Origin of the sequence: Streptomyces musisoli (assembly GCF_016741855.1) — a bacterium.
Taxonomy (GTDB): domain Bacteria; phylum Actinomycetota; class Actinomycetes; order Streptomycetales; family Streptomycetaceae; genus Streptomyces; species Streptomyces musisoli.
The window spans coordinates 214,915-237,660 of the sequence record NZ_JAERRH010000001.1 but is presented as its reverse complement, the minus strand read 5'-3'; the positions used below and the strand labels follow the sequence as shown (position 1 = coordinate 237,660).

Here is a 22,746-nt window from a genome sequence, read left to right as displayed (position 1 = left end):
GCAGATCAGGGCCGATTTCGGAGATATCCGGAACCGGCCCTCGGTCGTTTCGAGGGCCGGTACGCGGGCGGTCGGTCAGGACGAGTGGGACGGGCCGAAGAACTCGATCTCGGCGATGGCCACCTGCTTGGTCGGGGACGGCTGGTAGGCCGACTCCAGGGTGAAGCGGACCGCGGTGACCTCGCCGACGCGGAACGGGATCCGCTGGGCGCCCGCACCCTGGTCCAGGTTGAGCCGCCGGGTCGTCGTCCGGCCGTCCGCGCCGGTGATGCGCACCTCGACGCGGTGCGGCAGCGCGGACCGGGAGAGCTGGTCCGGGCGGGGCGACTCACCGGGGGTGATCAGCAGGTCCAGCAGCCGGGTCGGCTCGGCGAACCTGGCCTCGATCCACTGGTTCTGCCCGGAGCCCGCCACCCCCGGCCCCCACCAGGTGTTGCTGAGCTTGTCGAACGCCAGCTGGGGCTTGTGGCCCGGGAAGGAGCGGGAGGCCCGGTAGCCGTCCGGGGCGACCGGTGCGCGCTTGGCGAAGTGGTCGCGGGTCGCATGCACGCCCTGGGGGATGCTGACCACCAGGGTGATGAGCAGGGCGAGCACCAGTGCGGCGCCCAGCCAGCCCAGGACGCGGTCGAAGACGCGGCGCAGCCGCGGCCGGTCGCCGGCCCACGGGGTCTCCCCGTTGCGGGCCCACGGCAGTCGCCGCCACCAGGGCAGCCGCCCGGCCACCACCGGGCTCTGGCCGGCCATGGGCATCGCACACCGCGCGCAGTAGTGCCGTTCGGGGCGGTTGGGCGTCGCGCACCAGGGGCAGGGCGTGCCCCCGTGCGCACCGGGCTCTTCCCCGGGCGCCCGCACGGTCTGCGGGCGCGGCTGCTCGGGGCGGCCGGGCAGCACCGGATCGACGGTGGGAGGAGCGTCGGGCCGGGGCCCGGGCCCGGTGACGGGGACGAGGAGACGGCGCGCCCGGTCGAGGCCGTCGTCGGCGCCGCCGGAGCCGGGCGCGGCGGGCGCGGCGGGCGCGGCCGGGGGGAGCGGTTCGGTGGGCGTGGTGTCGGACACCGGCCGGGGCGTACGGTACGGGTCGTCCGGTGCGGACGCCGGCTCCCCGGGGTGCGCGGCGTACGGCGCGTGCGGGGCCGGATCCGGGGCCGGGCCCGCCGCCGCCCAGGGGCCGGGCCGACCACCGCCGGCCGAGGCACCGGAACCTGCGGGAGCGCCCGGACCGGCCGGAGCACCAGGAGCAGCCGTGGTACCCGGACCGGCCGAGGCGTCCGGGCCGGCCCAAGCACCCGGAGTAGCCGTGGTACCCGGACCGGCCGAGGCGTCCGGGCCGGCCGAAGTACCCGGACCGGCCGAAGCGCCCCGAGCAGCCGAAGCGTCCGGACCGGCCGAGGCGCCCGGAGCCGTTGAGGAGCCCCGGTTCGTCGAGGCGTCCTCGGTGTCCGGGGTCCGGCCGTTCGCGGCGGGTGCCGGTCCGCCGGCCGCGGCGGGGCGCGTCTGAGGCCGGGCCCCCGACGCCCGGCCAGGGGCGTCCGCGGCCGCGTGGGCCGTCGTCCCGGCCGCCGGAGAACCGGCCGAGGCCCGCGCCGCCGCCCGGTCCGTCCAGCCGAGCACCGCCCCGCAGGCGTCGCAGAACGACTGGCCCGGTTCCGCGCGGGTGCCGCATTCGGCGCAGTTCTGGGGGGTCGTCATCGCTCGGAGGTCCTTTCGGTGGGTACGGCGCCCTCGGCGCCGTCGTCGTCGCGGTTCACGGCGGTCACCCGCACCGTGTACGGCATGTGGGCGGGGCGGACGGCGGCCACCAGGGAGTCCAGGCGGTGCCGGTCCGCGGGGGTCGGGTCGGTCAGGCGCAGATGCACATGGAGCGCGGGCCGGGCCATCCCGGGGAACGCGCCCAGCGGACGGGCGTCCCAGGAGGCCCCGCCGCTCTCGGTGACCTCCGGGCGCACCCCGAAGGCGAGGCGCACCGCCTCCACCAGGCCGCGCCGGGTGCCCCGGATGCGGTGGAGGTGGGCAGCGGCGGCCACGGCGGCCCGCACGAGCGGCTCGCTGTCCACGCCCTCGGTCTCGGCCCCCACCCAGTCGCCCAGCCACTGCGCGAAGTCGAGCGGGGCGAGCGAGGGCCTGAAGTAGGTGTCCAGGCAGTCGAGAACGCCGTGCACCGGGGCCAGCACGTCGTCGAGTCCGGCGACGAACCGCTGCGCGAGGTCGTCGTCGGCGAACACGGCGGGCAGCATCATGCCGATCGGCGCGGACGAGCCCAGCCCGTCGATGGAGCCTCTCATCAGGAGCCGTCCCCGATCACCCGGACACGATGGTCGTAGGAGAACACCAGGGACGGCGCCGACAGGTCGATGCGGTCGGTCGCGTCGCCGCGCTTGCCGGTCAGCGGATCCGCCGGGTGCAGCCGTACCTCGTCGACGAGTTCGACGCCCGGCACCCGCTGGAGCACCGCGAACACCTCGCCGCTCTGCACGGGACGGCCGAACGGCCAGCCGGTGCCGTCCGCACCGCCGGTGAGCGGATCCAGGTGCCGGTAGAGGGCGTCGTACGCCTCCCGGCGGACCCGGTCGGTGTCCACCCCGCGGAACGCGTGCACCGTGGCCACGACCGTCACCCCCTGGTAGTACGGCGGCCCGACCGCCAGCCGGGTGCCGATCAGCCGGCGTTCGTCCAGGTGCCGGGTGATGCGCTCCAGCAGGCTGTCCGCGGGCACCAGTTGCTCGAAGCGGAGCCGGCCGCCCGGGTCGGGCACCGCCTGCGGTACCACCAGCACCCGGACCGCGTAGGCCCCGTGCTCGCTCTCCTCGCCCTCCAGGCAGGTGATCCGGGCGGTCTCGGGAGCGGCGCGGCGGGCCAGCTCCTCGTAGTCCCGCAGGGTCACCGCCCGTTCCTGGGCGCGCAGGGTGATCGGCGCCCGGACCTTCGCCTCCTCCACCGTCTCGCCGTCCACCCCGCCGTGCGCGGCCTCCCGGTTGACCACCTCCGAGACGTACGGGATGGAGGTGCGCAGGATCCGCACGGCGCCCCGGGCCACGTTGCCGGCCCGGCCGCCGCCCGTGCGGTACCGGCGGGCCCTGATCGGCGTGCCCTTCGCGGCGACCGCCCCGTACTGGCGCAGCGAGCCGTCCGGTTCGCGCACCGCGGGGCCGAAGGCGATCTCACCGGTCGCGGCGTCCAGGGTGATGTGCCGGTCCGCCGGCCCGGAGGCCGCGAAGTGGCGCACCACCTGCCAGTCCGTCCACCCTTCGTGCTCGGCGGTCTGGAGCAGCACCGGAGGCTCGTCGCCGACCACCGGCGCGTGCGCGAGGCGCAGCCGCTGTCCCGGCAGCCCGGTCGACTCGCCCAGCGCCTCGTCGCGGACGGTCTCCGCGTGCACGGCGGTCGTCGTGCCGCCGACGGTGAACGCCTCGGCCGAGCGGACCGTCGGAGAGGTCGTGTAGAACGGCTGTCCGGCCAGCGGTTCGGTGACCCGGCAGCGCAGCCAGCCCGCCTCCCGGCCGGCGTTGCGGGACAGCACATGCCCGCCGGGTACGTGCAGGACCACCTCGCCCGGCCGGTTGAGGCCGCCGGTGCCGTCCCGGTCGACCTCGCAGGGCTGCCAGCCGTCCGCCGTCCACGCCTCCCACACCAGCGGGGGCTGCCGCGGATCGACGCCGACGCCGTCCACCCTGCTGTCCAGGTCGAGAGCGAGCGCGCAGTGCGGCACGGCGGCGGTCAGGCCCAGCAGCATGCAGTCGCCGGTGGTGGGCGACTCGGCGAAGCACAGCACGTCCTTGTCCTCGTCGGCGAGGTCGTGCGTGCGGTCCACGGCCGCCTCGCCCCGGTACTGCACCAGCAGATGCCGCAGCGCGCACGGTACGACCGTGAGATCGCGCTCGGTGGCGAAGACGACCGCCTCCTCGCTCTCGGTGCGCACGGTCGCCGTCTCGGTGCCGACCGGCACCCGCACCGGCTCCTCCTGGGGGGCCGACAGCCAGAACGTCACGTCCGTACGTGCGGCGGTGGGCGGGAACAGGGTGATCCCCACCAGGTCGAGGAAGGCCAGATGGTTCTTCTCCGGTACCCGGTTGAGCCGGTACACGATCTGGTCGGCCATGTGCGCGACCGTCTCGATGAGGGTGACCCCCGGGTCGGAGACGTTGTGGTCGGTCCACTCCGGGGCGCGCTGCTGTATGTAGCGCTTGGCGTCGTCGACGAACTGCTGAAAGCGGCGGTCGTCGAGATTGGGGGAGGGCAGGGCCATCAGCGATCGCTTTCCGGAGCCGGGGAGTCGCCCCCCGGCTCGTCGTGGGACGGAATGACGTAGAAGGGGAAGACCAGGCTGCGCGGGTTGTTGGTGCCGCGGATCGAGTAGCGGACGTCGATGTAGAGGACGCTGCGGTCCGCACCCGCCGTGACCTCGACCTCCTCCACCTGGATGCGCGGCTCCCACCGGTCCAGGCTGACGTGGACCTCGTGCTGGATACGGCCCGCGGTCTGCTCGTTGACCGGCGCGAACACCAGGTCGTGGATCGCGCAGCCGAAGTCCGGCCGCATCGGGCGTTCGCCCGGCGCGGTCGACAGCACCAGCCGGATCGCCTCCTCGACCTCCCGCTCGCCGCTGACCAGGGCGATACCGCCGGTCGGGCCGATCCGCAGGGGGAACGACCAGCCGGAGCCGACGAACTGCTCGGCCATCAGCGACCCACCCGCCTCTCCGGGCGGCCCGTGCGCCCGCTCATGCCGGCACCACCATCACGACCAGCCCGTTGGAGGTCAGCGCGCCCATGATCGGAACGGTGGCGGCCCGGATGCCCACGTTGGCGATGGAGGTGATCTGGACGCTGCCGCCCGCGGTGATCGATGCGGCGCCCAGCGCCTTCAGGCTCAGGGCGCCCAGGGCGTCCACGGTGACCGCCCCGGTGAGGGACTTGAGGCTGACCGGGCCGCGCCCCTCGATGTCGAGCATGCCGCCGCTCTTGATGCTCAGATTCCGGCGCGCGCTGAGCGTCAGGTCGGTGCCCGCCTCCACGGACACCGACCGGCCGCCCTTGATGCTCACGGCGCCCTTGCTGTCCACCGTGATCTCCGTCCTCGTCCGGTCCAGCTCGATCACCAGCTTGTCGTTGCCGGTGGCGAGCCGGACGCCCTGCCTACGGCTCCCGGTCCGCTGGCTCAGCAGGTCCAGCCGGTTGCCGGTCCGGTCGGCGACGGTGTGCCGGGACGCCTGCTTCTTCAGCCCGTCGTGCAGCGGCACGTCGGAGACCGTGGTGGGCCTGTCCCGCCCGTTGTAGAGCCCGCCGATCACGAACGGATGGTCCAGCGCGCCCCGGTCGAAGGCGACGAGCACCTCGTCCCCGACGTCCATCGGGAACACCCCGCCGCCGCCCTTGCCGCCGAGCTGCACGGTTCGCGTCCAGTCACTGACGTACGCGTCGTCGAGCCAGGGGAACTGGAGCTTCACCCGTCCCTGCTTCAGCGGGTCCTGCACGTCCGTGACCAGCGCGTTGGCCACGCTCGGCAGGCGGGGACCGGTGTCCGCACCGCCCGACGCCAGGCCGTACAGCGACCGCCACTGCCGGCCGCTGACCGTCACCCACGTCTCGTAGTGCGTGCCGTCGCCGAACACGTGCCGTACCGACGTGGCCGTGTACTTGCCCTCGAACGGGGCCCCGACGTCCGCCAGCGCCACCGGAACCCCCGGGCGCAGCCTGGGATTGCCCCGCACCACGACCTCCAGCTCGGCGAAGGAGGCGGTGACGTCGTCGGCGAGGGCGTCGGCCGCGAACCGCACCTCGTTCTGCTTGTCGTACGGAGTGTCCGTGCCGACCAGCCGGGCCGGCTTGAAGCTGCCCGCCGCGGTGCCCGGCGTGGTGCAGATCCCGATGCCCGGGTTGGTGCTCGCAGGCGACGAGGCCGTCAGCTTCTTCTTGGCCGTCACGTCCCAGCCGCGCGCCTCGACCCTGCTCACCTGGTCGGCCGCGGTCACGGCGGACCGCAGCCGCAGGATGTCGTGCCCCGCCTGGAGCACGAACGGGCTCTTGTCGCCGCCGATGCCCGGGGAGGGCGCCCCCGAGGCCGAGCGCGGGCGCACGAACTGGAACCTGCCGTCCGCGTCGACGGACATGACCATCTCGTTCTCGTCGGCCAACCGCGCCAGGAAGTCCCAGTCGGTCACGTTGGACTGGCTGATGAACTCGTAGACGGTCCGGGTCGGCTGGATCCGGCCGATCGGCAGCCCGTCCTGCGCGGCCAGTTTCCGGGCGATGTCGGACGCGCTCTGGTTGCGGTAGGCCGCGACCCGGCGCTGGCGCAGCAGGCGGTGACCGGCGTCGTAGCCGCGGATCACGGTGAAGGTGCCGGTGCCGTCGTAGTCCGCCTCCAGACCGGTGACCTCGCCGGTCAGCAGCGGATCGGCGGCCCCCTGGCCGTCGGCGACCGGCGTGAGGACGACCTTCGTGCCGAAGGTGACGCCCAGCTTGCCCAGCAGCAGCCGGTAGGGGTCGCGGAAGGTCAGCCGGAACGCGGCCGGCACGCCGACGCCCTGGTCGACGTAGCAGTCCACGAGGGCGCGCGCGAACTCAGGCGGCAGCTTGGCGCCGCCGATCCGCACGTCGACGACGTTGGAGAAAGCGGACTTCGGCATCAGGAACGCACCTCCTCGACGGCGGGCAGCACCAGTTCCGTGCCCGTCGGCAGCCGGGCCGGGTCGTCGATGCCGTTGGCCTCGGCGATCGCCCGCCACACGGTCGCGTCGCCGTACTCCCGCCAGGCCAGCGACTGAAGCGAGTCGCCCGCCACCACCCGGTGGACGCGCTGCGCCGTCAGCGCCCCGGAGGTCGGGTTCTGCCCCAGGGTCTGGCCGGGTATCTCGTGCAGCTGCATCCGGCAGGTGGCGCGGATCGGCACGCCCGTCGTCCCGAACAGGGTGTAACTCGCCTCCACGGAACTCACGTACGCCGTGAACCGGGCCGTGGAGAACGAGCCCCACTGGAGCACCACCCAGGGCGGGGACGGCTGCTTGGCGGCGACGCTCCTCGCCGTCGTCTCACAGCAGTCGAGCAGCGACTCGACCTTCTTCAGCACGGTGTTGCCGGTCGGCTCGTCGGACGAGTCCAGGAAGATCTCGACGCTCATCTCGCGCGGCAGCGCCCCCATGAACTCGGGCAGCGAGCCGTCCCGTTCGACCTGTGCGGGCGTGGACTTCCACTCCGCGCGGCGGGTCAGCGCCAGCTGCGCCGGGTTGAAGTCGAACCGGAAGGTCCTGATGATCCCGCCGGGTGTGGTGCTCGTGCCGACGGGCGGCTCGTGGATCGCGAGCGTGGCCCGTACGAGGCTCTTGCCGGCCCCGCCCCTGCTGCCCTTCGCCATGCCGTGCCGTCCCCTCAGTCCGTGAATCCGTGGTGGGCGATCTCCAGCACCTCGGTCGCCACGGCGGGGCTCGCGGGGTCCAGGGTGGGGCCCGTCCAGCTCACCGGCAGCACGTCGATCAGACCCCAGCGGGCCACCTCCGAGCCGTCCGCGCGCAGCGCCGAGATCTGCGCGGTGGGCCGCGTGATCCCGGTCTGCACCGACGAGATCCACTTGGCCACCTTGGTGGTGTCCGGGGTGAGCGGACGGGTCAGCCGGATGGTGGAGAAGGTGACCCGGGTGGGCAGATGCCAGACGAAGCCGTTGTTGCCGCCCTCCTGGCGCTGTTCGACCTCCACCTGCGACGAGAGTCCCTGGCAGCCGTTGAAGTAGCCGAGGCTCTCGCCGTCGATGCTGAGGGTGAACCAGATGGTGGAACCCGGGTCCTGGCGGGACATCGCGGCGGACCTTCCTGTTCTGTCGGTGGCGGGTCGGTGGTGGGTGGGGGTGGGATCGGTGGGGGGCGGGATCGGTGGTGGGTTGGTGATCGGTCGGCGGTCGGTCGGTGGGGGACGGTGGTCGGCTGGCGGTCGGTCGGCAGCCGTCGATCGGTGGTCGGCGGTTGGCGGTCGGTCGGCGGCCGGTTGGCCGTCTGTTGGCGGTCGGCTGGTGGTCGTCGGTCGGCAGTCGGTTGGTGGTGGGTCGGTGGTGGGACGGTGGCGGTCGGTCGGCCGGTGGCCGTTGGTCGGCAGTCGGTTGGTGGTCGGTGGGTGGTGGGTCGGCGGTCGGTCGGCGGTCGGTCGGTGGTCGGTCAGCGGCGTGGGTCGCGGAGTCTGCCGATGCGTTCGCGGTCCATGCGCAGCTCGGTACGGATCAGCCGGGTGACGCGGCCGATGATGCGGTGCACGAGCTCGTCGAGCTGGAAGTCGGTCAGCTCCCTCGGGTCGAAGGAGCCGGCGGGGATCTCCGTGTACGCGGGCGGTGGGCCGCCGTCCGAGGCCGGTGCGTATGGGGGCGGCGGGCCCGGGGGCGGTCCGTCCGTTGACGTCTCGTATGGGGGCGGGCCGCCGGGCGGTACTCCGTACGGGGGCGGTGGCGTCGCGGGCCGGGTGGTGTACGGCGGCGGGGTGTCGGTTCGGTGACCGCCGGCCGGTCCGTTCCCTCGGCTCAGGTCGGTGGCGACGGTCGCGGCGGCCGACGCGGCCAGCGCGCCGACGGCGGTGTGACCGGTGGCGGAGGTGCCGCCCCGACGGTCGGACGGGGACGTGTGCTTGCGCCAGAACCGCTGGACGGGGAGCACTTGCCCGGACGCGTCGGCTGCCGGGGGACGGGCGGACGCAGCGGTCACGGCCCCGGCACCTGTCCCGCCGACCGGGGACGGAGGAGGCGTGACGGCGGCGGTGGTCGGGGACGGAGAAGGCGGGACGGCGGCGGTGGCCGGGGGCCGTGCCGGTCCGTCCGGGGCGGCCGCCGGGGTGCCCTGGGGACCGGGCGCGGCATAGCGAGCGGCCCGCTGGACGGGAGGGGGCCCCGCCGGACCCGGCACGGATGAGACGTGCCCCGCTGGACCCGGCACCGGTGAGGGGGGCGGTGCCATGGGGGTCCGACCGCGGTGCGCGAGGAAGGCCGGTCCCGTCTCGCCGGCGCCCGGTGCCACGGGGAGCGCGCCCGGCCGGACCGAGGGCGCCGTCGGGGGAGCGGCCGGCCGGGCCGGAAGCACCGGGGCAGTCAACGGGGTGGCACCGGCGGGGACGACCGGCACCGGTGCGCCGAGCGGGCTGCGGCGGCCGGCCACGGCCCGTTGGACGCTGCTGGTGCTGGTGCTGGTGCTGGTGCTGGTGCTGGTGCTGGTGCTGGTGCTGGTGCTGGTGCTGGTGCTGCCGATGCCGGTGCGGCTGCTGCCGCCGGTGCCGGAGCCGACGGTGTCCGTCGCGGCGGAGGGGGAGTTGTGGCGGGGCCGGACGGGAGGCTTCTCCGAGGCCGGGGAGGACGTGGCCGGTTGAACGGGGGGCCGAGTCGAGGTGGCTGAGGAGCCCGGGGCCGGCCCTGTCGGCTGTGACGCCGGTCGGGTCGATGGCTCTGACGCCGGTTGGGTTGACGGTTGCGGCGCCGGTCGGGTCGATGGCTGTGGCGCCGGTTGGGTTGACGGTTGCGGCGCCGGTCGGGTCGATGGCTGTGGCGCCGGTCGGGTTGAAGGCTGTGACGCCGGTCGGGTTGAAGGCTGTGACGCCGGTTGGGTTGACGGCTGTGACGCCGGTCGAGGCGATGAAGTGTCGGTGCCGGCCCACGGGTTCGGCCGGCCGGCCGCGTCCGGTTCGGCCGCTCCGACCGCCCGGGTCACTTCGGCCGGTTGGTCCGGTCCGCCCCGGGAGCGTCGCTGGACCGCGGGCCGCACCGGCAGGGGCCCGTCGGCGCGGTCGGGCACCTGTCCGTGCGGCGGTGAACCGGGTCGGCCTCCGCCGCGACCACTCCGCTCGCTTCCGCCGCGACCGTTCCGCTGGGCTCCGTCGCGATCATCGCGCTCGTTTCCGCCGCGACCGTTCCGCTGGGCTCCGTCGCGATCATCGCGCTCGTTTCCGCCGCGACCGTTCCGCTGGGCTCCGCCGCGACCATCACGCTCGTTTCCGCCACGACCATTCCGCCCGTCTCCGCCGCGCCCCTCACGCTCGTCTCCGTCGCCCACGGAACGCGTAGCCTGGCCGCCGTCGGAGCGCGGGTGCTCGGCGGGCGCGTGCGGGGAGGAGGACGCGGGCCGCGGCGGCCTCGGAACCGCGGACCCCGGCTGGTGCGGGCGGGAGACGGTTCCTTCGCCCTCGGCCGCATTGCCGACGGCGCGCTGGACAGGAGTCGCGACGGCGGGGGTTTCCGGCGAAGTCAACCTGTCCGAAAGGGAGTTGACCTCCGGAGAATGCGGGGTCGGGGCCGACAAGGTGGAACTCGGGGCCGATGACGTGGAACTCGGGGTCGGCGAGGTGGGATTTGGGGCCGGCGAGGCGGCGTTCGGGGTCGAGAAGGTGGCCCCCCGGGCCGACGAAGCGGCGTCCAGGGCCGACGGGCCGTTGTCCGACGGCGAGATCGGGCGGGACGGAAGCGGGGCGCCGAGACCCGGGCGTGGCGTCCGGGGACCGGAGCCGCGCAGTACGTGGCCCGTACCCCGTCGTACGGGAGCCGAGTCGGCGGAGGCACCCGTGGCCGACCGGCGGTCCGGGGCGGCCGTAGGCCGGGACGTGTCCGATCCTCGCTGCGGTCGCCCGAGCCCGGGGCCCGAAGAGGTTCCCGGCAGCGGGAGTTCGCGATCCGGCGTGGGAGAAGGGCTGCCGGGGGTGCCCGCCGGGCGGAGGCCGGACCGTGCCGCCGAGGCGGTCGCCGCCGTCGTACGGTCGCTCGCAGCCGAGGCCGGCGCCGCCGTCCTACGGTCGCTTGCAGCCGAGGCTGGCGCCGCCGTCGTACGGTCGCTTGCAGCCGAGGCCGGCGCCGCCGTCGTACGGTCGCTTGCAGCCGAGGCCGGCGCCGCCGTCGTACGGTCGCTTGCCGCCGACGTGGGCGCGAGGAGTCCACCCGTCTCGGCGGGACGTCGCTGCACAGCCGCCGGGTCCTCCGCCGGGGACCGGCCCGTGTCGGCGGCCTGCCCAAAGGCGGTCCGAGTGCCGGGGGTCGGCGTCTCGTCCACATGGCGTGGCTCCCCGCCCGGGGCCGCGGGCTCTCCCTCGGTCGCCCCCGCGTGGCGCTGGACGGGCATGGTCGCGGCCGTGGGTGAGGGTGCGCGCGTGGATGAGGGTGCAGGCGTGGGTGAGGGTGTGCGGGTGGGTGAGGGTGCAGGCGTGGGTGACGGTGCTCGTGTGGGGGACGGGGTGGGCATGGCAGTGGGTGCCGGCGTGGGCGAGGGGATGTGCGGGGGCGCGGGTGCGGCCGAGGGCGCGGCGGTCGGGGGCGGAGCGGCGGTGCCCGACGCGCCGCGAGGCACGGCATCGCCGTCCCCGTGCGCCGTCTCCCGCCCCGTCGCCGCGCCGGTGGTCTGCGCGGAGCCCGAGCCGGCCGCGCCGGCGTCCGTCGGCGTGGGGAGGCGTCGTGCCAACGGCAGGACGCGGCGCTGCACCGGGGGCGTCGCGGTCCTGGCGCTGGTGAAGGAGTGCGACGACGGCACCGGGGCCGTAGCGGTGGTCCGCACTCGGAGGCCGGACGCGGGCGGCACCGGTGTGACCGCAGGCGACGCGCCCGGACGGGGCCGTACGACGGCCGAGGCCGTGCCGGCGTCGGGCCCATCCGGCGCGCCCGGGAGACCCGGCGCAACGGGTGTTGCCAATCCGTCGGACACGGACGCCGACCGCTGCACGCTGGTCGACCGGCCGGTCGCGGCGGTGCGGGAGCCGGGGACGGGGACGGGGACGCCGGGGACCGTCGGCGGCAGCGGCCGCAGCGGCACGGCCGGGGCCCGCTGGACCGTCGGGGCCGGCTCCGCGAGGGGGAGCTGCCCGGCCGGGAGTTCCAGACCCGCCACCGGACGTGCCGGGGCGGGGCGGGGTGCGCCGCTGGTCAGTCCGGCGCTGGAAGGGCCGTCCAGCACCGCGGGCGAAGCCGTGGCCGTGAACGACGGGTTCTGCCAGGTGGGCAGCCGTCCGCCGAAGGCCGCGTCCGACACGCCGGACCCGCCCGCGGCCAGGCTGCGCCGGATCGGCCCCAGCCCCGGCCACCCCGGCGCCGACGCGGACGCCGCAGCGGTACCCGGCCTTCCGACACCCAGTCCCTCGGCACCCGGCATACGGACTCCGGGCCCTCCGGCGTTCCCACCCCCGGACGCCCCGAATACCCCGGGCGACCCGGAGGCCCCAGACACCCGGGAGGCCCCAGACACCCGGGAGGCCCCGGAGGCGCGGGAGACCCCAGACACCCGGGAGGTCCCAGAAACCCGGGAGGCCCCGGGCGCACGGGATGCCCCGGATACCCCAGTGGCCCCGAATCCCCGGGAGGCCCCCGACACTTTCGAGGCCCCGGACACCCCAGAGGCCCTGGCGGCCCCACTGGCTCCAGTAGCCCCACTGGTTCCAGTGGTGGTTCCGGTGGCCCCACTGGGCCCAATCGCCCCGGATGCCCCAATGGCCCTAGCGGCCCCAGCCCCAGTGGCCCCGGACACCCTGGACGCCCCGAACGCCCCGGACGCCCCGGACCCCGGCCCGGCCGTGTCAGCGGTCGCGCGTGCCGGTGCCGGTGGCGCCGTCGGCTCCGTCGGCCCGTCGTTCGCCGTGCCTCTGCGCAGCCGGTTCAGGAACCCCACCCGTCAGCCCTCCGACGCCGCGCGCGTCACCAGGGACGCGATCTCGCCCGTCCACCGGCGGCGGTCGTGGTGTTCCAGGTCCAGGATGTCCCCCATGCTCCAGTGGAAGTGGTAGGCGATGTACGCGATCTCCTCGTGCAGCCGGTCGGTCGCGTACGTCACGATTCCCCCAGGCGGCTCCCGCCGAGTTCCACCTCGAAGGACTCCGAGCAGTGCGGGCAGTCGACCGCCGCGCGCGTGTGGCCCTCCGCGTTGATCTGGCGGTAGAAGTCCTGGAGGAACGCCAGGTCGGAGGCGAACATGTTCTCCACGACCCCGTCGTGCACCATCGCGAGCGTGCCGAGCCGGGTGATGACCCGGCCCAGCAGGACGACCGAGAGGAACGCCGGGTTCTCCTGGACCCGCACGTCCCGCAGCGGTACGAGTTCGTCGCGCGCCGTCGACAGCCGCATGACACCGTCCCGGTGGACCGTGCCCGCCTCGTCGACGTAGCCGCGCGGCAGCTGGAACGGGAACTCGGTGCGCAACTCGTCCTGCCGGTACGGCGCCTGCTGCGCTGCCGGCGGCGCGGTGGCGGCGGCCGGGCCCGGAGCCGTGGCGTCCGCCCCGGTGCCGCCCTGGTCCGCGGCGTGCCCGTCCGAGTGGGCGGCCACGCCGGCCGCCCTTGAGGCCGTACGGCGCATCACTCGATGACCAGTTCTTCGAACGCGATGGTCACGGTCTCGGTGAGGGCGGAGGCCTCACCGGCCTTGACCGTGCTCGCGTCGATCTTGCTGCACCAGGCGTTGCGCAGGTGGTAGCGCTTCACCGGGTTGTTCTGGAAGTCCATCATGATGATGGAGGCGTTCTTCCGGGCCGTGGACATCTGGCCGGTGATGGACTCGTTGATCCACTGGGTGAACGACGCCGACTGGGTCATGCCCCGCACCACCGTGCAGGTGCCGTTCTTCTTCACACCCGGCAGGTTCTTGACCACGTTCTGGCCGTTGGGGGTGTTCTGCTGGTAGGTGATGACGTCCTGCTCGATGCTGAGACCGCTGACCTCGGCCAGATACTCGACCATCACGCCGTCGATCTGGAGGCCGAAGTTGTGTGAAGTGAGGGCGTCACCCGGCTGGAGACTCATGTGTTCGCTGTCCTTAGGGATCAGAAGTGCAGGGGGCGGGGGAGGAGGCGGGGCACGGGACGGCGGTGCGCCTACTCCTCCAGCTCTCCGCTCCCGCTGGAGAACTGGGCCAGCCGGAAGATGACGAACTCGGCCGGCTTGACCGGGGCGATGCCGATCTCGCACACCACCCGGCCGACGTCGACCGACTCCGGCGGGTTGGTCTCCTCGTCGCACTTGACGTAGTACGCCTCCTCGGGCCGCTGCCCGAACAGGGCGCCGGCGCGCCACTCGTTGACCAGGAACGCCGAGATGTTGCGCCGGATGCGGGCCCACAGGGCATGGTCGTTCGGCTCGAACACCACCCACTGGGTGCCGATCAGGATCGACTCCTCCAGGTAGTTGAAGTACCGGCGGATGTTCAGGTAGCGCCAGGCCGGGTCGGAGGAGAGGGTGCGGGCGCCCCACACGCGGATGCCGCGGCCCGGGAAGGCGCGGATGCAGTTCACGCCGATCGGGTTGAGCAGGTCCTGCTCGCCCCGGGTGATCTGGATCTCCAGGTCCACCGCACCGCGCACCACTTCGTTGGCGGGCGCCTTGTGCACGCCGCGCTCGGAGTCGTTGCGGGCCCAGACGCCGGCCACGTGCCCGCTCGGCGGCACCAGCCGGGACTGGCCGCTGGTCGGGTCGAACGTCTTGATCCACGGGTAGTACAGGGCCGCGTACTTGGAGTCGTAGCCGGCCGTCTCCTGCCGCCACACACGGATCTGACGGGCGTTCATGCCGGGCGGCGGGTCGATGACGGCGACCCGGTCGCCCATCAGCTCGCAGTGCGCGATCAGACCGAGCTGGACCGCCTTGACGGCCTCCAGATCGATCGCCCCGCGCTGGTAGGCGGCCATAAGGTCGGGCACCGCGACCATGGAGATCTCGTCGATGGCCTCCAGACCGCCGAAGCCGGTGCGGTCGGCGGAGTCGCCGAGGTAGTGGGCCGGCCCCGGGTGCGTGTCCTGCGGTGTGCCCGACGGCGCCCGCGGGGCCGGCGCCGGTGCGGCCGGCGGGGCGGGAAGGGCGAGCGTCTGGTTGTCCGGCCTGGCCAGCTGAGCGGCCGGCGCGGCCTCCGTCACCGTGATGAGCCTGGAGCGTTCCTTGACCTGGGTGACGACGTAGTTGCGGCCGCCCTTCTTCGCCGTGACGTCGAAGGTCTCCACCGCCTTGTCGCCGTCCTTGACGATCAGTCGGAAGCGCTCCGCCGGGCCCTCGCCCTCCGGGTCGGCGACCTCGACGCTCAGCGGGCCCTCGGCACCGGAGGCGACGGCCGTCACCGCGAACGTGCCGAGCTGCCGCGGTTCCGCCGCCGGCAGTGCGGCCGTGGCGGCGGACTCGGCCGGCGCGGCGGCGGACCGGCCGGCCGAGCCGTTCGGGGAGCCGGCGCCCTCGGCCGAGCCGCCCACCCGGACGACGTAGGCCGCGGTGCCGCCGTTCTGGAAGAAGCCGTAGACGGAGTGCGCGAGGTAGTACCCGTCGGTGAACTCACCGAAGCTCGCGACGTACTGGCTCCAGTTCGTGACCAGCGTCGGCTCGTTCAGCGGGCCGGCCGGCGCGAGCCCCACGAAAGCCGCGACCGACGTGCCCACCCCCTCGATGGGGCGCGAGCCGCTGGCCACCTCCTCGACGTAGACGCCGGGCGACAGGTAGGACGGCATGCTCTGCTCTCCTCAGGGGTACGAGACAGGACTGCCTTCAGCCTCACGCGCGTGCCCCGGGCGGCGGAACGTCCTCCGGGACCGGACCGGGGGCAACCGCGCTGCCCCGAAGGGCAACCGGCCGCCCTGCCCCCGGGACTGCCCTTCCGTACCTTCCGCGGCCGCCCGGCCCGCTGGTAGGACCGGGACGGTGCCGCCGAACGCCCACCCTCCTGGAGGGGTACCGCAGTCCGGCGGCGGGACGTCACAGGACGCGGGTGAAGCCGCCGTCGAGGGGAGCGCGGGGTGCGCGCACAGCACAAGGGAAGCCGGCAGGCCGCCACGGGCAGGGAGGAGGCGGCCCGCACGGCCCGGCCACCGCTGCCGCCGGGACGCGCGGCCGGGATTCTCGCGCTCCAGCGCGCCGCCGGCAACGCCGCCGTCACGGCGGCCGTCGAGGCCGGGCGGCACGAGCACGACGCGAACTGCGGGCACGGTCCCGCCGTGCAGCGCTCCCTCGTGCACCAGGTGCTGCGCAGCTCCGGCACGCCGATGGAGACGGGGCTGCGCTCCGAGATGGAGGGCAGGTTCGGCGGCGCCGACTTCGGCGGCGTCCGCCTGCACACGGACGTCGTGGCCCAGCGGTCCGCGGCGGAGATCGGGGCGTCGGCGTACACCTCGGGCAGCCACGTCGTCTGGAACGGCCGGGACAAGCACACGCTGGCGCACGAACTCACCCACGTCCTCCAGCAGCGCCGGGGACCGGTCGCCGGCACCGACACCGGCGGCGGGCTCAGCCTCAGCGACCCGGGCGACCGGTTCGAGCGGGCCGCGGAGGCCAACGCCGCCCGCGTGATGTCCGGCCCCGCGCCCGTGCAGCGCGCGGTGGAGGCGGAACCGGGCGCCCCCGCGCAGAACACCGCGCAGACGGCCTCCGCTGCGCCCGTGGCGGGCGACGGCGCGGCGGTGCAACGCCGGGTGGAAACGGGTGCGCGGGTCGGCTTCGAGTTCCAGCAGCTGTCCAGCGACGCCTACGTGCGTTCGTCCGACGAGTCGGCCTCGGACTCGGAGGCGGAGGTGCAGCCGATCCGGGCGTCGCTCTACGGGAGGACCTGGAAGCTGGAGCAGGACGGCAGCAACCTGGAGTTCGTCACCGAGCCGTTCGCGGACCTCGCGCAACTCACCGCGACCGTCCGGGAGATCAGCAGGGTCGCCGCCGACATCCTCCGTTACAGGGAGGAGCGGGAGTTCGAGATCGGCGACATGTACGTGACCATGGAGAGGAAGGACGACAGCGCCCAGCCGCAGGTCAACCCCGACATCCCGCTGGACGCGCTGCCGGGCGTCTTCCAGCAGGCCGACTCCGACGAGCAGCACGCCGAGGACTACTACAGCGTCGGAAGGCCGTGGTGGGACGCGCAGCGGACCAGGGACGAGGTCGCCGCGGTCGCGTCCATCGGCCGGGCCATCGAAGCCCTCCCCGCGGACGTGCTGACCGAGCGCCTGCACATGCCCGAGCCGACCGGCACGGCGCTCGCCAGCGCCAAGGGCATGCTCCAGGCGATCGCCTCGGCCGTACTGCACGCCGCCGACTTCCACACGAAGCTGGACAAGGACCAGCCCGTCCTCGTCAAGACGGACCTGGGCGCACTGTGGAAGAGCCTCGTCGCCGACGGGGTCGTCGGTGCCCGCACGACGGTGAGGGACGTGGCCGTTCTGTTCACCGGACTGGACGAGACCCTGACCGACGCCCTCGACGAACTGCGGGACATCGTGGCCGCGGTCCTCGCGGGCAGGGACCCGGTGTGGCCGTCCGGCATGCAGCCCCGCGACATCCCCGCCACCGCCCGGGAAGACGGCGGCGCGGACGCGCCCGCGCACCGCAAGCAGATCCTCGTCGAGCTGCGCCGCGTCCCGATCCTGCACCACAGCCAGTGGACCGGCTTCGCCGAGCAGGCGTTCCGGCACTTCGTCGCGGACGAGGAGAACCGCTTCCACCGCGACCTGTGAGCCGTCCCGTCCCGCCGGTTTCCATCGCGACCTGTGAGCCGTCCCGTCCCGCCGGTTTCCATCGCGACCCGTGAACCGCCCCGCCGGCTTCCACCGCGACCTGTGCCCCCCCGCCCGCCTCGGCAACTCTGCCCCTTCGGACACCCACACTGCCCCGCGGTCCGCTGACCCGCCCCCGTGCCCCGGCTTAGCGTCGACGGGTGAGCCTGTGGACTTCTCTCGAACCCGCCTCAGCGACCGTGGACGCGGGGAGCAGCACGACGGTGCGCCTACGGGTGCGCAACACCGGTGACGTGGTGGACGAGTACCGCTTCGAACCGGTGGGGCCGCTCGCCCCGTGGACGACGGTCGAGCCCGCGACCCTGCGCCTGTATCCCGGCACGACCGGAGCGGTGGAACTGCGCTTCGCGCCACCGCGCTCGCCGGACGCGACGGCGGGACCCAACCCGTACGCGGTGCGGATCACGCCGACGGAGCACCCGGAGGCGGTGACGGTACCGGAGGGCAACCTCACCATCACCCCGTTCACGGAAGTGCGGGCGGAGCTGGTGCCGCCCACGGTGAAGGGGCGCTTCCGGGGGCGCCCCCAACTGGCCGTGGACAACATCGGGAACACCCCCCTGACCGCGTCGATCGGCGGCAGCGACAACGGCGACCAGCTGTCGTACGACATCCACCCGGGAAGCGTGCAGATCGAACCGGGCCGCGCGGCGTTCGTGAAGGCCACGCTGAAACCGCGCCGGATCGTCTGGTTCGGCGCGAAGGAGCAGCGCCCCTTCACCCTGTCGGTGCTGCGCTCGGGCGTCGACCCGCTCCCGGTCGAGGGGACCTACGTCCAGCGGGGGTTCCTGCCGCGCTGGCTGGCGACCTTCTTCGGCGTGCTGACCGCGCTGGCGGTCACGTTCGTGATGCTGTGGATCGCCTACAAGCCGGGCGTGAGCACCGGCGCGACGGAGAAGGTCGCCGCCGGCGCGACCCTCACGCCCAGCGCGTCCCCGTCGCTGTCCCCGCCGCCGCCCACGGCCGCCGCCACCACGCCCGCGGCGGAGCCGGACAGCGGCGACGACGGTGAGGACGGCGGCGGGGGAGGGGACGGCGGCGGGCCGGCCGCCACCGTCACCGAGAAGGCGCCGGAGGACACCGCCGCGACGGCCGTACGGCGCCTCGCCGAGGGCGACCCGGGCGGGCGGCACGTGTGCTACCGCGCCTTCGTCACCGGGCAGGGCTGGCAGAAGCCGGTGTGCGACGGCACCATGGCGGGCACCGTCGGCAGTGACGCCCCGATCAAGGCACTGAACATCGCGGTCGCCGGGACCGGCGGCTCCGCGGCCAACGCCTTCCTCCACAAGGACGATTCGACCGACGGCAAGGGGCAGTGGTCGCCGAGCTGGACGGCCGTCGTCGCCGACGGCGAGGACAACTACGTCGGCAGCGAGGAGGCGGACGACCCGTACATGCTGGGCTTCGCCGTCAACGTCGGCACCGGCCAGGTCTGCCAGACCTCCCGCGTGCACTCCTTCGACTGGGGCGAGCAGGGCTGTGCGCAGCAGCGGCCCGAGTTCATCTTCGGCGGCGCGCTGGAGAACGACCGGTACCTGGAAGCCGTGAAGCTCACGGTCTGACCGGACGGGCCGGCCGCTACCAGGAGCCCTCTCCCGGCAGCAGCCGGCCCGCCTTGCGGTACTCGCGCCGGGCCCCCTCCAGCAGGTCGGCCGCCGTGACCACGCCGCCGCGGCCCGCCGCCAGATAGGCCGCGGTCACCACGGCACTGCGGATGGACCCGCCGGCCAGCTCGAACCCCTCGGCCACCGGCCCGTGGTCGATGCCGTCCGCGCAGGGCACGTGGGACAGGCTGTGCCGCCACAGGGCCCGGCGCTGCTCCGCGTCCGGGAACGGGAAGTCGACCACCAGGTCCAGGCGGCGGGTGAACGCCTCGTCGATGTTGGCGCGCAGATTCGTGGTCAGCAGGGCGATGCCGTCGAAGGACTCCAGCCGCTGGAGCAGATAGGCGCTCTCCAGGTTGGCGTACCGGTCGTGCGCGTCCTTCACCTCGGAACGCTTGCCGAAGACGGCGTCCGCCTCGTCGAAGAGGAGGACGGCGTCGGTGCGGTCGGCCTCGGTGAAGATGCGTTCCAGGTTCTTCTCGGTCTCGCCGACGTACTTGTCCACCACGGACGAGAGCTGCACCACGTAGAGGTCCAGGCCCAGTTCGGCGGCGACCACCTCGGCCGAGAGGGTCTTGCCGGTGCCCGACTCGCCGGCGAAGAGCCCGAGCACGCCCCGGCCCCGTCCGCCGCCCGCACTGAGCCGCCAGTCGCCGAGCACCCGGCCGCGATGCCGCGCGCGCAGGGCGAGTTCACGCAACTGCGCCAGCGGCCGGTCGGGCAGTACGAGGTCTTGCCAGCCGACGGCGGGCCGGATCCGGCGGGCGTGCCGTTCCAGGCCGGAGGCGGACTGCTGCCGGGCCGCCAGGCGCAGGTGGGCGGGGGAGAGCCCGACGCCCTCGAACCCGGCCAGCGCCTCGGCCGACCGCACCGCGCGGACGACCCGGTCACCGGGCAGGTGGTACGGGGCCACGGTGACGGCGAGATCGAAGCCCGGGTCCCCGTCCAGCGCGGCGGACCAGTCGCCCACGGCACCCGCACGTCGCCCGGGCACGTCGAGGACGAGCGGATCGTCGACGCACCAGTGCGGGTCGTACGGCACCCGGGCCGTGATCAGCACGGGCACGTCGGCGGCCGCCGTCAGTTCCCGCACCAGCGGCCCGGGTTCGTCCGGCAGGCCCGTGACGACGACGGTACGGCCGGTCAGCCTGGCCTCCCGCAGCAGGGCGGGCAGCAGGCCGGGGGGACCGGAGAAGGACAGCGCCGGCCGGCCGGCCGCGCGCAGGGCCGCGGCGACCGCGGCGGAGCCGTCGCCCTCGCGGGTCTCGCGCAGGTACACGGTGGGCGGCGGACCGGCCGCGAGCCGCTTCGCCAGCCGCTCGGTGAACCCCGCGAACCCGGTCTCGTCACCGTCCGGCCGCGGCGGGTCGGGAAGGTCGCGGAGGTGCCCCGTCAGCGCCGGGTCGGGCGTGTCGTCACCGAGCAGATGAGCCACCAGCCGGTCCGGCACCCGCAGGACTCGGCTGAGGAAGGGCCGTTCGGGTTCCTCCACCTCCAGCAGCCCCAGCGCGCGCAGCGGCGCCCCGGGGTGCAGCCGGGCCCGGGCCGGCGCCGAACCGGCCGGCACCGCGCACAGGTCCAGGGCCAGACCCGTGGTCGCCCGGCGCCGGCTGACGTCGTCGTTGAGGTAGCCGTACAACGGCTCGAACGTGCGGTCCAGATCGGGCGCCAGCGCGATCAGCAGCAGCATGACGTCGAGGTCGGTGAGCCCGAGGCGCACCGCCAGCGCGGAGATCCGGTCCGCGGGCGCCTGGGGCAGCCCGGGCAGCGCGGCCGGCGACGGCGCGGGCGTGCGCAGCAGATGCCGCACCGCCTCCTGCGACAGGTACAGCCCGCGCAGGGGGTCGCCGGCCGTGGGATCGCCCTCGCCGCGGAGCCCGACCAGTGCCGCGACCCGCTCCCGCAGTGCGGCGAGCCGGGCCAGGAGCGCTTCGGCGGCAGGAGGCGGGGCCTCCTCGGCCGCCCGGTCCGCCGGAGTGGTGCGGGCGGCCGCCCCCTCCCGTGGTGCGGTGGGCCCGGTCACGACGGGCCGCCCGTGCTCCGGCGGCGCAGGGCTTCCCTGCGGGCGTCCCGGGCAGCGGCCACCTGCCGGGGCCGGTGCGCGCGCTCCCCGGCCGGCCGGCCGGAGCCGTCCAGGTCCCGCACCCGGACCACCGCCCCCTCGGTGACCGGGGGACCGGCGTCGTACTCCGGGTAGGCCGGGAACGGGGCGGTGACCACGAGGTCGAGGGACGGCTTGAGTTCACCGCCGAGCGCCGACCAGATCTCCGCCAGCGACCGCGACTCCGTCTGGATCCCGGCCACCGACACCGGCACCGCCATCCCCAGCTCGCCCAGTGAGCCCGGGAGTTCCGAGGGCCGCAACAGCTCGCGCGGGATCAGTGTCGCCAGCACCGCGGACAGCAGACGGTGTTCGTCCAGCGGCTGCTTGGTCCAGGCGGTCAGCAGGTACGACAGCCGGAACCAGCGGGGCGGCTGACGGCGCTTGACCACCACGTCCCGCTCGTCGACCACGGGCAGCTGACCGCGCTGGCGGCGGTTCACATCCTCCCGGATGTCGTACAGGTACGCGTTCACGACGGGCCCGTTGCGCCGGGCCGCCCAGTCGCGGGTGGGGGCCTCGAAGGCGACGTCGATGCCGGAACCGGCCAGGGCGCCGCCGCTGAGAAGGGTCTTGAGGACCTCGTCCACCTCGTGGATCACCGTCGTGCTCCCGCCCCGCCGTGCCTGCTGCCGATCCCGACCGATCCTGCCGCGCCCCGGCCCGCACCCGCGAGCGCGCCGGGGGACGGCGGGCGGGCAGGAACACCTGCCCCGGAGGGCGGCCGGGTCTGCCCGTCCGGTCAGATGTAGCCTTCATGGAAGGCATACGCCACGGCGTGGGCCCGGTTGCGCAGATGCAGCCGGGTCGTCATCCCGTGCATCACGTTCTTGACGGTGCGTTCGGAATATGACAGCTTCCTCGCGATCTCCCCGGTGTCGAACCCCTCGGCGACCAGCCGCAGTACGTCGACCTCACGGGCCGTCAGGCCCGAAGGCCCGGCTCCGGCCCGGCCCGACGCGCTGCGGTGCAGCGTGCCCACCTGGTCGATGAGCCGGCCCAGCAGATCGGCGGGCAGGTCGCCGTCGCCGCGGGCCGCCGCCAGGACGGCCTGCGTCAGCCGGTGCGCGGTGGCCTCGTGGCGCCAGACGATGGCCCCCACCCCGCACTCGATCACGTCCAGCAGCTCCGCCTCCCGCAGGGAGCGCACCACGAGCACCGCCCGTGCGCCCTCGCCGCGCACCAGGCGGCGCAGCCGGGTCAGCGTCTCCTTCTCCAGCACGTCGTCGACGATCAGCGCCACCGTGCCGGGACCGCTCTCCTCGCGCAGCTCGATCTCGGGGAACCGGCGCAGTTGCCCGTGCACGCCCTCGCGCAGGATCGGGTCGGAGGCGTGCACGGCCACCGGTGTCCGCGCCACGGGCTCGGTGCCGGTCCGGGTGGTCCTCGATGAGCTGGGCAAGTTGGTCCCCCACGTCCGCGTGCCTGCCGCCTCGGCCGGCGGGCCGGTGCTCCCACCCTCCGGCCGAGGCCCGGACCTGCGCAATCGTGGACCACCACGGGCACCACCACGAGAACACCGCCACGTGACCACGAGCCGCAGGCTCCCGGCGGTTGCACGGGAACCGGAACAAACCGAC

General features: G+C 74.4%; 18 protein-coding genes. 3 read left to right on the top strand and 15 right to left on the bottom strand.

All coding sequences use genetic code 11. The annotated features are described in order from the left end of the window. Positions 1 to 75: 75 nt before the first annotated feature. The 8 genes from JK361_RS42560 to JK361_RS00840 form a co-directional block, all read right to left on the bottom strand. Positions 76 to 1,056: an NADase-type glycan-binding domain-containing protein gene (locus JK361_RS42560; RefSeq protein ID WP_372448672.1), complete on the bottom strand. Its 981-nt coding sequence runs from the start codon at positions 1,054 to 1,056 to the stop codon at positions 76 to 78. A gap of 629 nt (positions 1,057 to 1,685) precedes the next feature. Further along, positions 1,686 to 2,282: a phage tail protein gene (locus JK361_RS00870; RefSeq protein ID WP_201813641.1), complete on the bottom strand. Its 597-nt coding sequence runs from the start codon at positions 2,280 to 2,282 to the stop codon at positions 1,686 to 1,688. Then, positions 2,282 to 4,243, bottom strand: coding sequence for a putative baseplate assembly protein (locus tag JK361_RS00865; protein WP_201813640.1), 1,962 nt, complete (start codon positions 4,241 to 4,243; stop codon positions 2,282 to 2,284). Before JK361_RS00865 ends, JK361_RS00870 begins: the two co-directional genes overlap by 1 nt. Further along, positions 4,243 to 4,677: a GPW/gp25 family protein gene (locus JK361_RS00860; protein WP_201813639.1), complete on the bottom strand. Its 435-nt coding sequence runs from the start codon at positions 4,675 to 4,677 to the stop codon at positions 4,243 to 4,245. The genes JK361_RS00865 and JK361_RS00860 overlap by 1 nt, the downstream gene beginning before the upstream one ends. A gap of 40 nt (positions 4,678 to 4,717) precedes the next feature. Next, positions 4,718 to 6,625: a VgrG-related protein gene (locus JK361_RS00855; RefSeq protein ID WP_201813638.1), complete on the bottom strand. Its 1,908-nt coding sequence runs from the start codon at positions 6,623 to 6,625 to the stop codon at positions 4,718 to 4,720. Further along, positions 6,625 to 7,350, bottom strand: a complete 726-nt coding sequence (locus tag JK361_RS00850) for a CIS tube protein (protein WP_201813637.1) — start codon at positions 7,348 to 7,350, stop codon at positions 6,625 to 6,627. The genes JK361_RS00855 and JK361_RS00850 overlap by 1 nt, the downstream gene beginning before the upstream one ends. 14 nt (positions 7,351 to 7,364) lie before the next feature. Beyond that, positions 7,365 to 7,787, bottom strand: coding sequence for a phage tail protein (locus tag JK361_RS00845; protein WP_201813636.1), 423 nt, complete (start codon positions 7,785 to 7,787; stop codon positions 7,365 to 7,367). A gap of 353 nt (positions 7,788 to 8,140) precedes the next feature. Further along, on the bottom strand, positions 8,141 to 8,677 hold the full coding sequence (locus tag JK361_RS00840) for an extensin (RefSeq protein ID WP_201813635.1): 537 nt from the start codon (positions 8,675 to 8,677) through the stop codon (positions 8,141 to 8,143). 388 nt (positions 8,678 to 9,065) lie between these two features. Between JK361_RS00840 and JK361_RS00835 the strand changes: the two genes are divergently transcribed. Then, positions 9,066 to 9,332 carry a hypothetical protein gene (locus JK361_RS00835; protein ID WP_201813634.1) on the top strand — a complete coding sequence of 89 codons (267 nt, stop codon included), beginning with the start codon at positions 9,066 to 9,068 and terminating at the stop codon, positions 9,330 to 9,332. A 3,272-nt stretch (positions 9,333 to 12,604) separates the two neighbouring features. Here JK361_RS00835 and JK361_RS00830 read toward each other — a convergent pair. The 4 genes from JK361_RS00830 to JK361_RS00815 form a co-directional block, all read right to left on the bottom strand. Next, a complete protein-coding gene (locus JK361_RS00830) occupies positions 12,605 to 12,763 on the bottom strand; it encodes a DUF6760 family protein (protein WP_201813633.1) in 159 nt (52 codons plus the stop codon). Further along, positions 12,760 to 13,284, bottom strand: a complete 525-nt coding sequence (locus JK361_RS00825) for a hypothetical protein (RefSeq protein WP_201813632.1) — start codon at positions 13,282 to 13,284, stop codon at positions 12,760 to 12,762. Before JK361_RS00825 ends, JK361_RS00830 begins: the two co-directional genes overlap by 4 nt. After that, positions 13,284 to 13,727, bottom strand: coding sequence for a phage tail protein (locus tag JK361_RS00820; protein WP_201813631.1), 444 nt, complete (start codon positions 13,725 to 13,727; stop codon positions 13,284 to 13,286). The genes JK361_RS00825 and JK361_RS00820 overlap by 1 nt, the downstream gene beginning before the upstream one ends. Positions 13,728 to 13,798: 71 nt before the next feature. After that, a complete protein-coding gene (locus tag JK361_RS00815) occupies positions 13,799 to 15,412 on the bottom strand; it encodes a phage tail sheath family protein (protein WP_201813630.1) in 1,614 nt (537 codons plus the stop codon). Between the two features lie 285 nt (positions 15,413 to 15,697). On the opposite strand from JK361_RS00815, the gene JK361_RS40885 reads away from it, so the two are divergent. Next, a complete protein-coding gene (locus JK361_RS40885; RefSeq protein WP_222995382.1) occupies positions 15,698 to 17,401 on the top strand; it encodes an eCIS core domain-containing protein in 1,704 nt (567 codons plus the stop codon). 200 nt (positions 17,402 to 17,601) lie between these two features. Next, entirely contained in the window at positions 17,602 to 19,023 is a 1,422-nt protein-coding gene (locus JK361_RS00805) for a hydrolase (protein WP_201813629.1), read from the top strand. Between the two features lie 16 nt (positions 19,024 to 19,039). Here the strand turns inward: JK361_RS00805 and JK361_RS00800 are convergent, their stop codons facing one another. The 3 genes from JK361_RS00800 to JK361_RS00790 form a co-directional block, all read right to left on the bottom strand. Further along, a complete protein-coding gene (locus tag JK361_RS00800) occupies positions 19,040 to 21,088 on the bottom strand; it encodes an ATP-binding protein (protein ID WP_201813628.1) in 2,049 nt (682 codons plus the stop codon). Further along, positions 21,085 to 21,768: a Pvc16 family protein gene (locus JK361_RS00795; RefSeq protein WP_201813627.1), complete on the bottom strand. Its 684-nt coding sequence runs from the start codon at positions 21,766 to 21,768 to the stop codon at positions 21,085 to 21,087. Before JK361_RS00795 ends, JK361_RS00800 begins: the two co-directional genes overlap by 4 nt. Before the next feature lie 140 nt (positions 21,769 to 21,908). Further along, positions 21,909 to 22,568, bottom strand: a complete 660-nt coding sequence (locus JK361_RS00790; protein ID WP_201813626.1) for a helix-turn-helix transcriptional regulator — start codon at positions 22,566 to 22,568, stop codon at positions 21,909 to 21,911. Between the last annotated feature and the right edge of the window lie 178 nt (positions 22,569 to 22,746).

Excerpts from the sequence above, each read along its gene's own strand:
- JK361_RS00850 (WP_201813637.1), bottom strand. The coding sequence starts at position 7,350 with ATGGCGAAGGGCAGCAGGGGCGGGGCCGGCAAGAGCCTCGTACGGGCC.
- JK361_RS00855 (WP_201813638.1), bottom strand. The coding sequence starts at position 6,625 with ATGCCGAAGTCCGCTTTCTCCAACGTCGTCGACGTGCGGATCGGCGGC.
- JK361_RS00825 (WP_201813632.1), bottom strand. The coding sequence starts at position 13,284 with ATGCGCCGTACGGCCTCAAGGGCGGCCGGCGTGGCCGCCCACTCGGAC.
- JK361_RS00845 (WP_201813636.1), bottom strand. The coding sequence starts at position 7,787 with ATGTCCCGCCAGGACCCGGGTTCCACCATCTGGTTCACCCTCAGCATC.
- JK361_RS00820 (WP_201813631.1), bottom strand. The coding sequence starts at position 13,727 with ATGAGTCTCCAGCCGGGTGACGCCCTCACTTCACACAACTTCGGCCTC.
- JK361_RS00860 (WP_201813639.1), bottom strand. The coding sequence starts at position 4,677 with ATGGCCGAGCAGTTCGTCGGCTCCGGCTGGTCGTTCCCCCTGCGGATC.
- JK361_RS00815 (WP_201813630.1), bottom strand. The coding sequence starts at position 15,412 with ATGCCGTCCTACCTGTCGCCCGGCGTCTACGTCGAGGAGGTGGCCAGC.
- JK361_RS00870 (WP_201813641.1), bottom strand. The coding sequence starts at position 2,282 with ATGAGAGGCTCCATCGACGGGCTGGGCTCGTCCGCGCCGATCGGCATG.
- JK361_RS00865 (WP_201813640.1), bottom strand. The coding sequence starts at position 4,243 with ATGGCCCTGCCCTCCCCCAATCTCGACGACCGCCGCTTTCAGCAGTTC.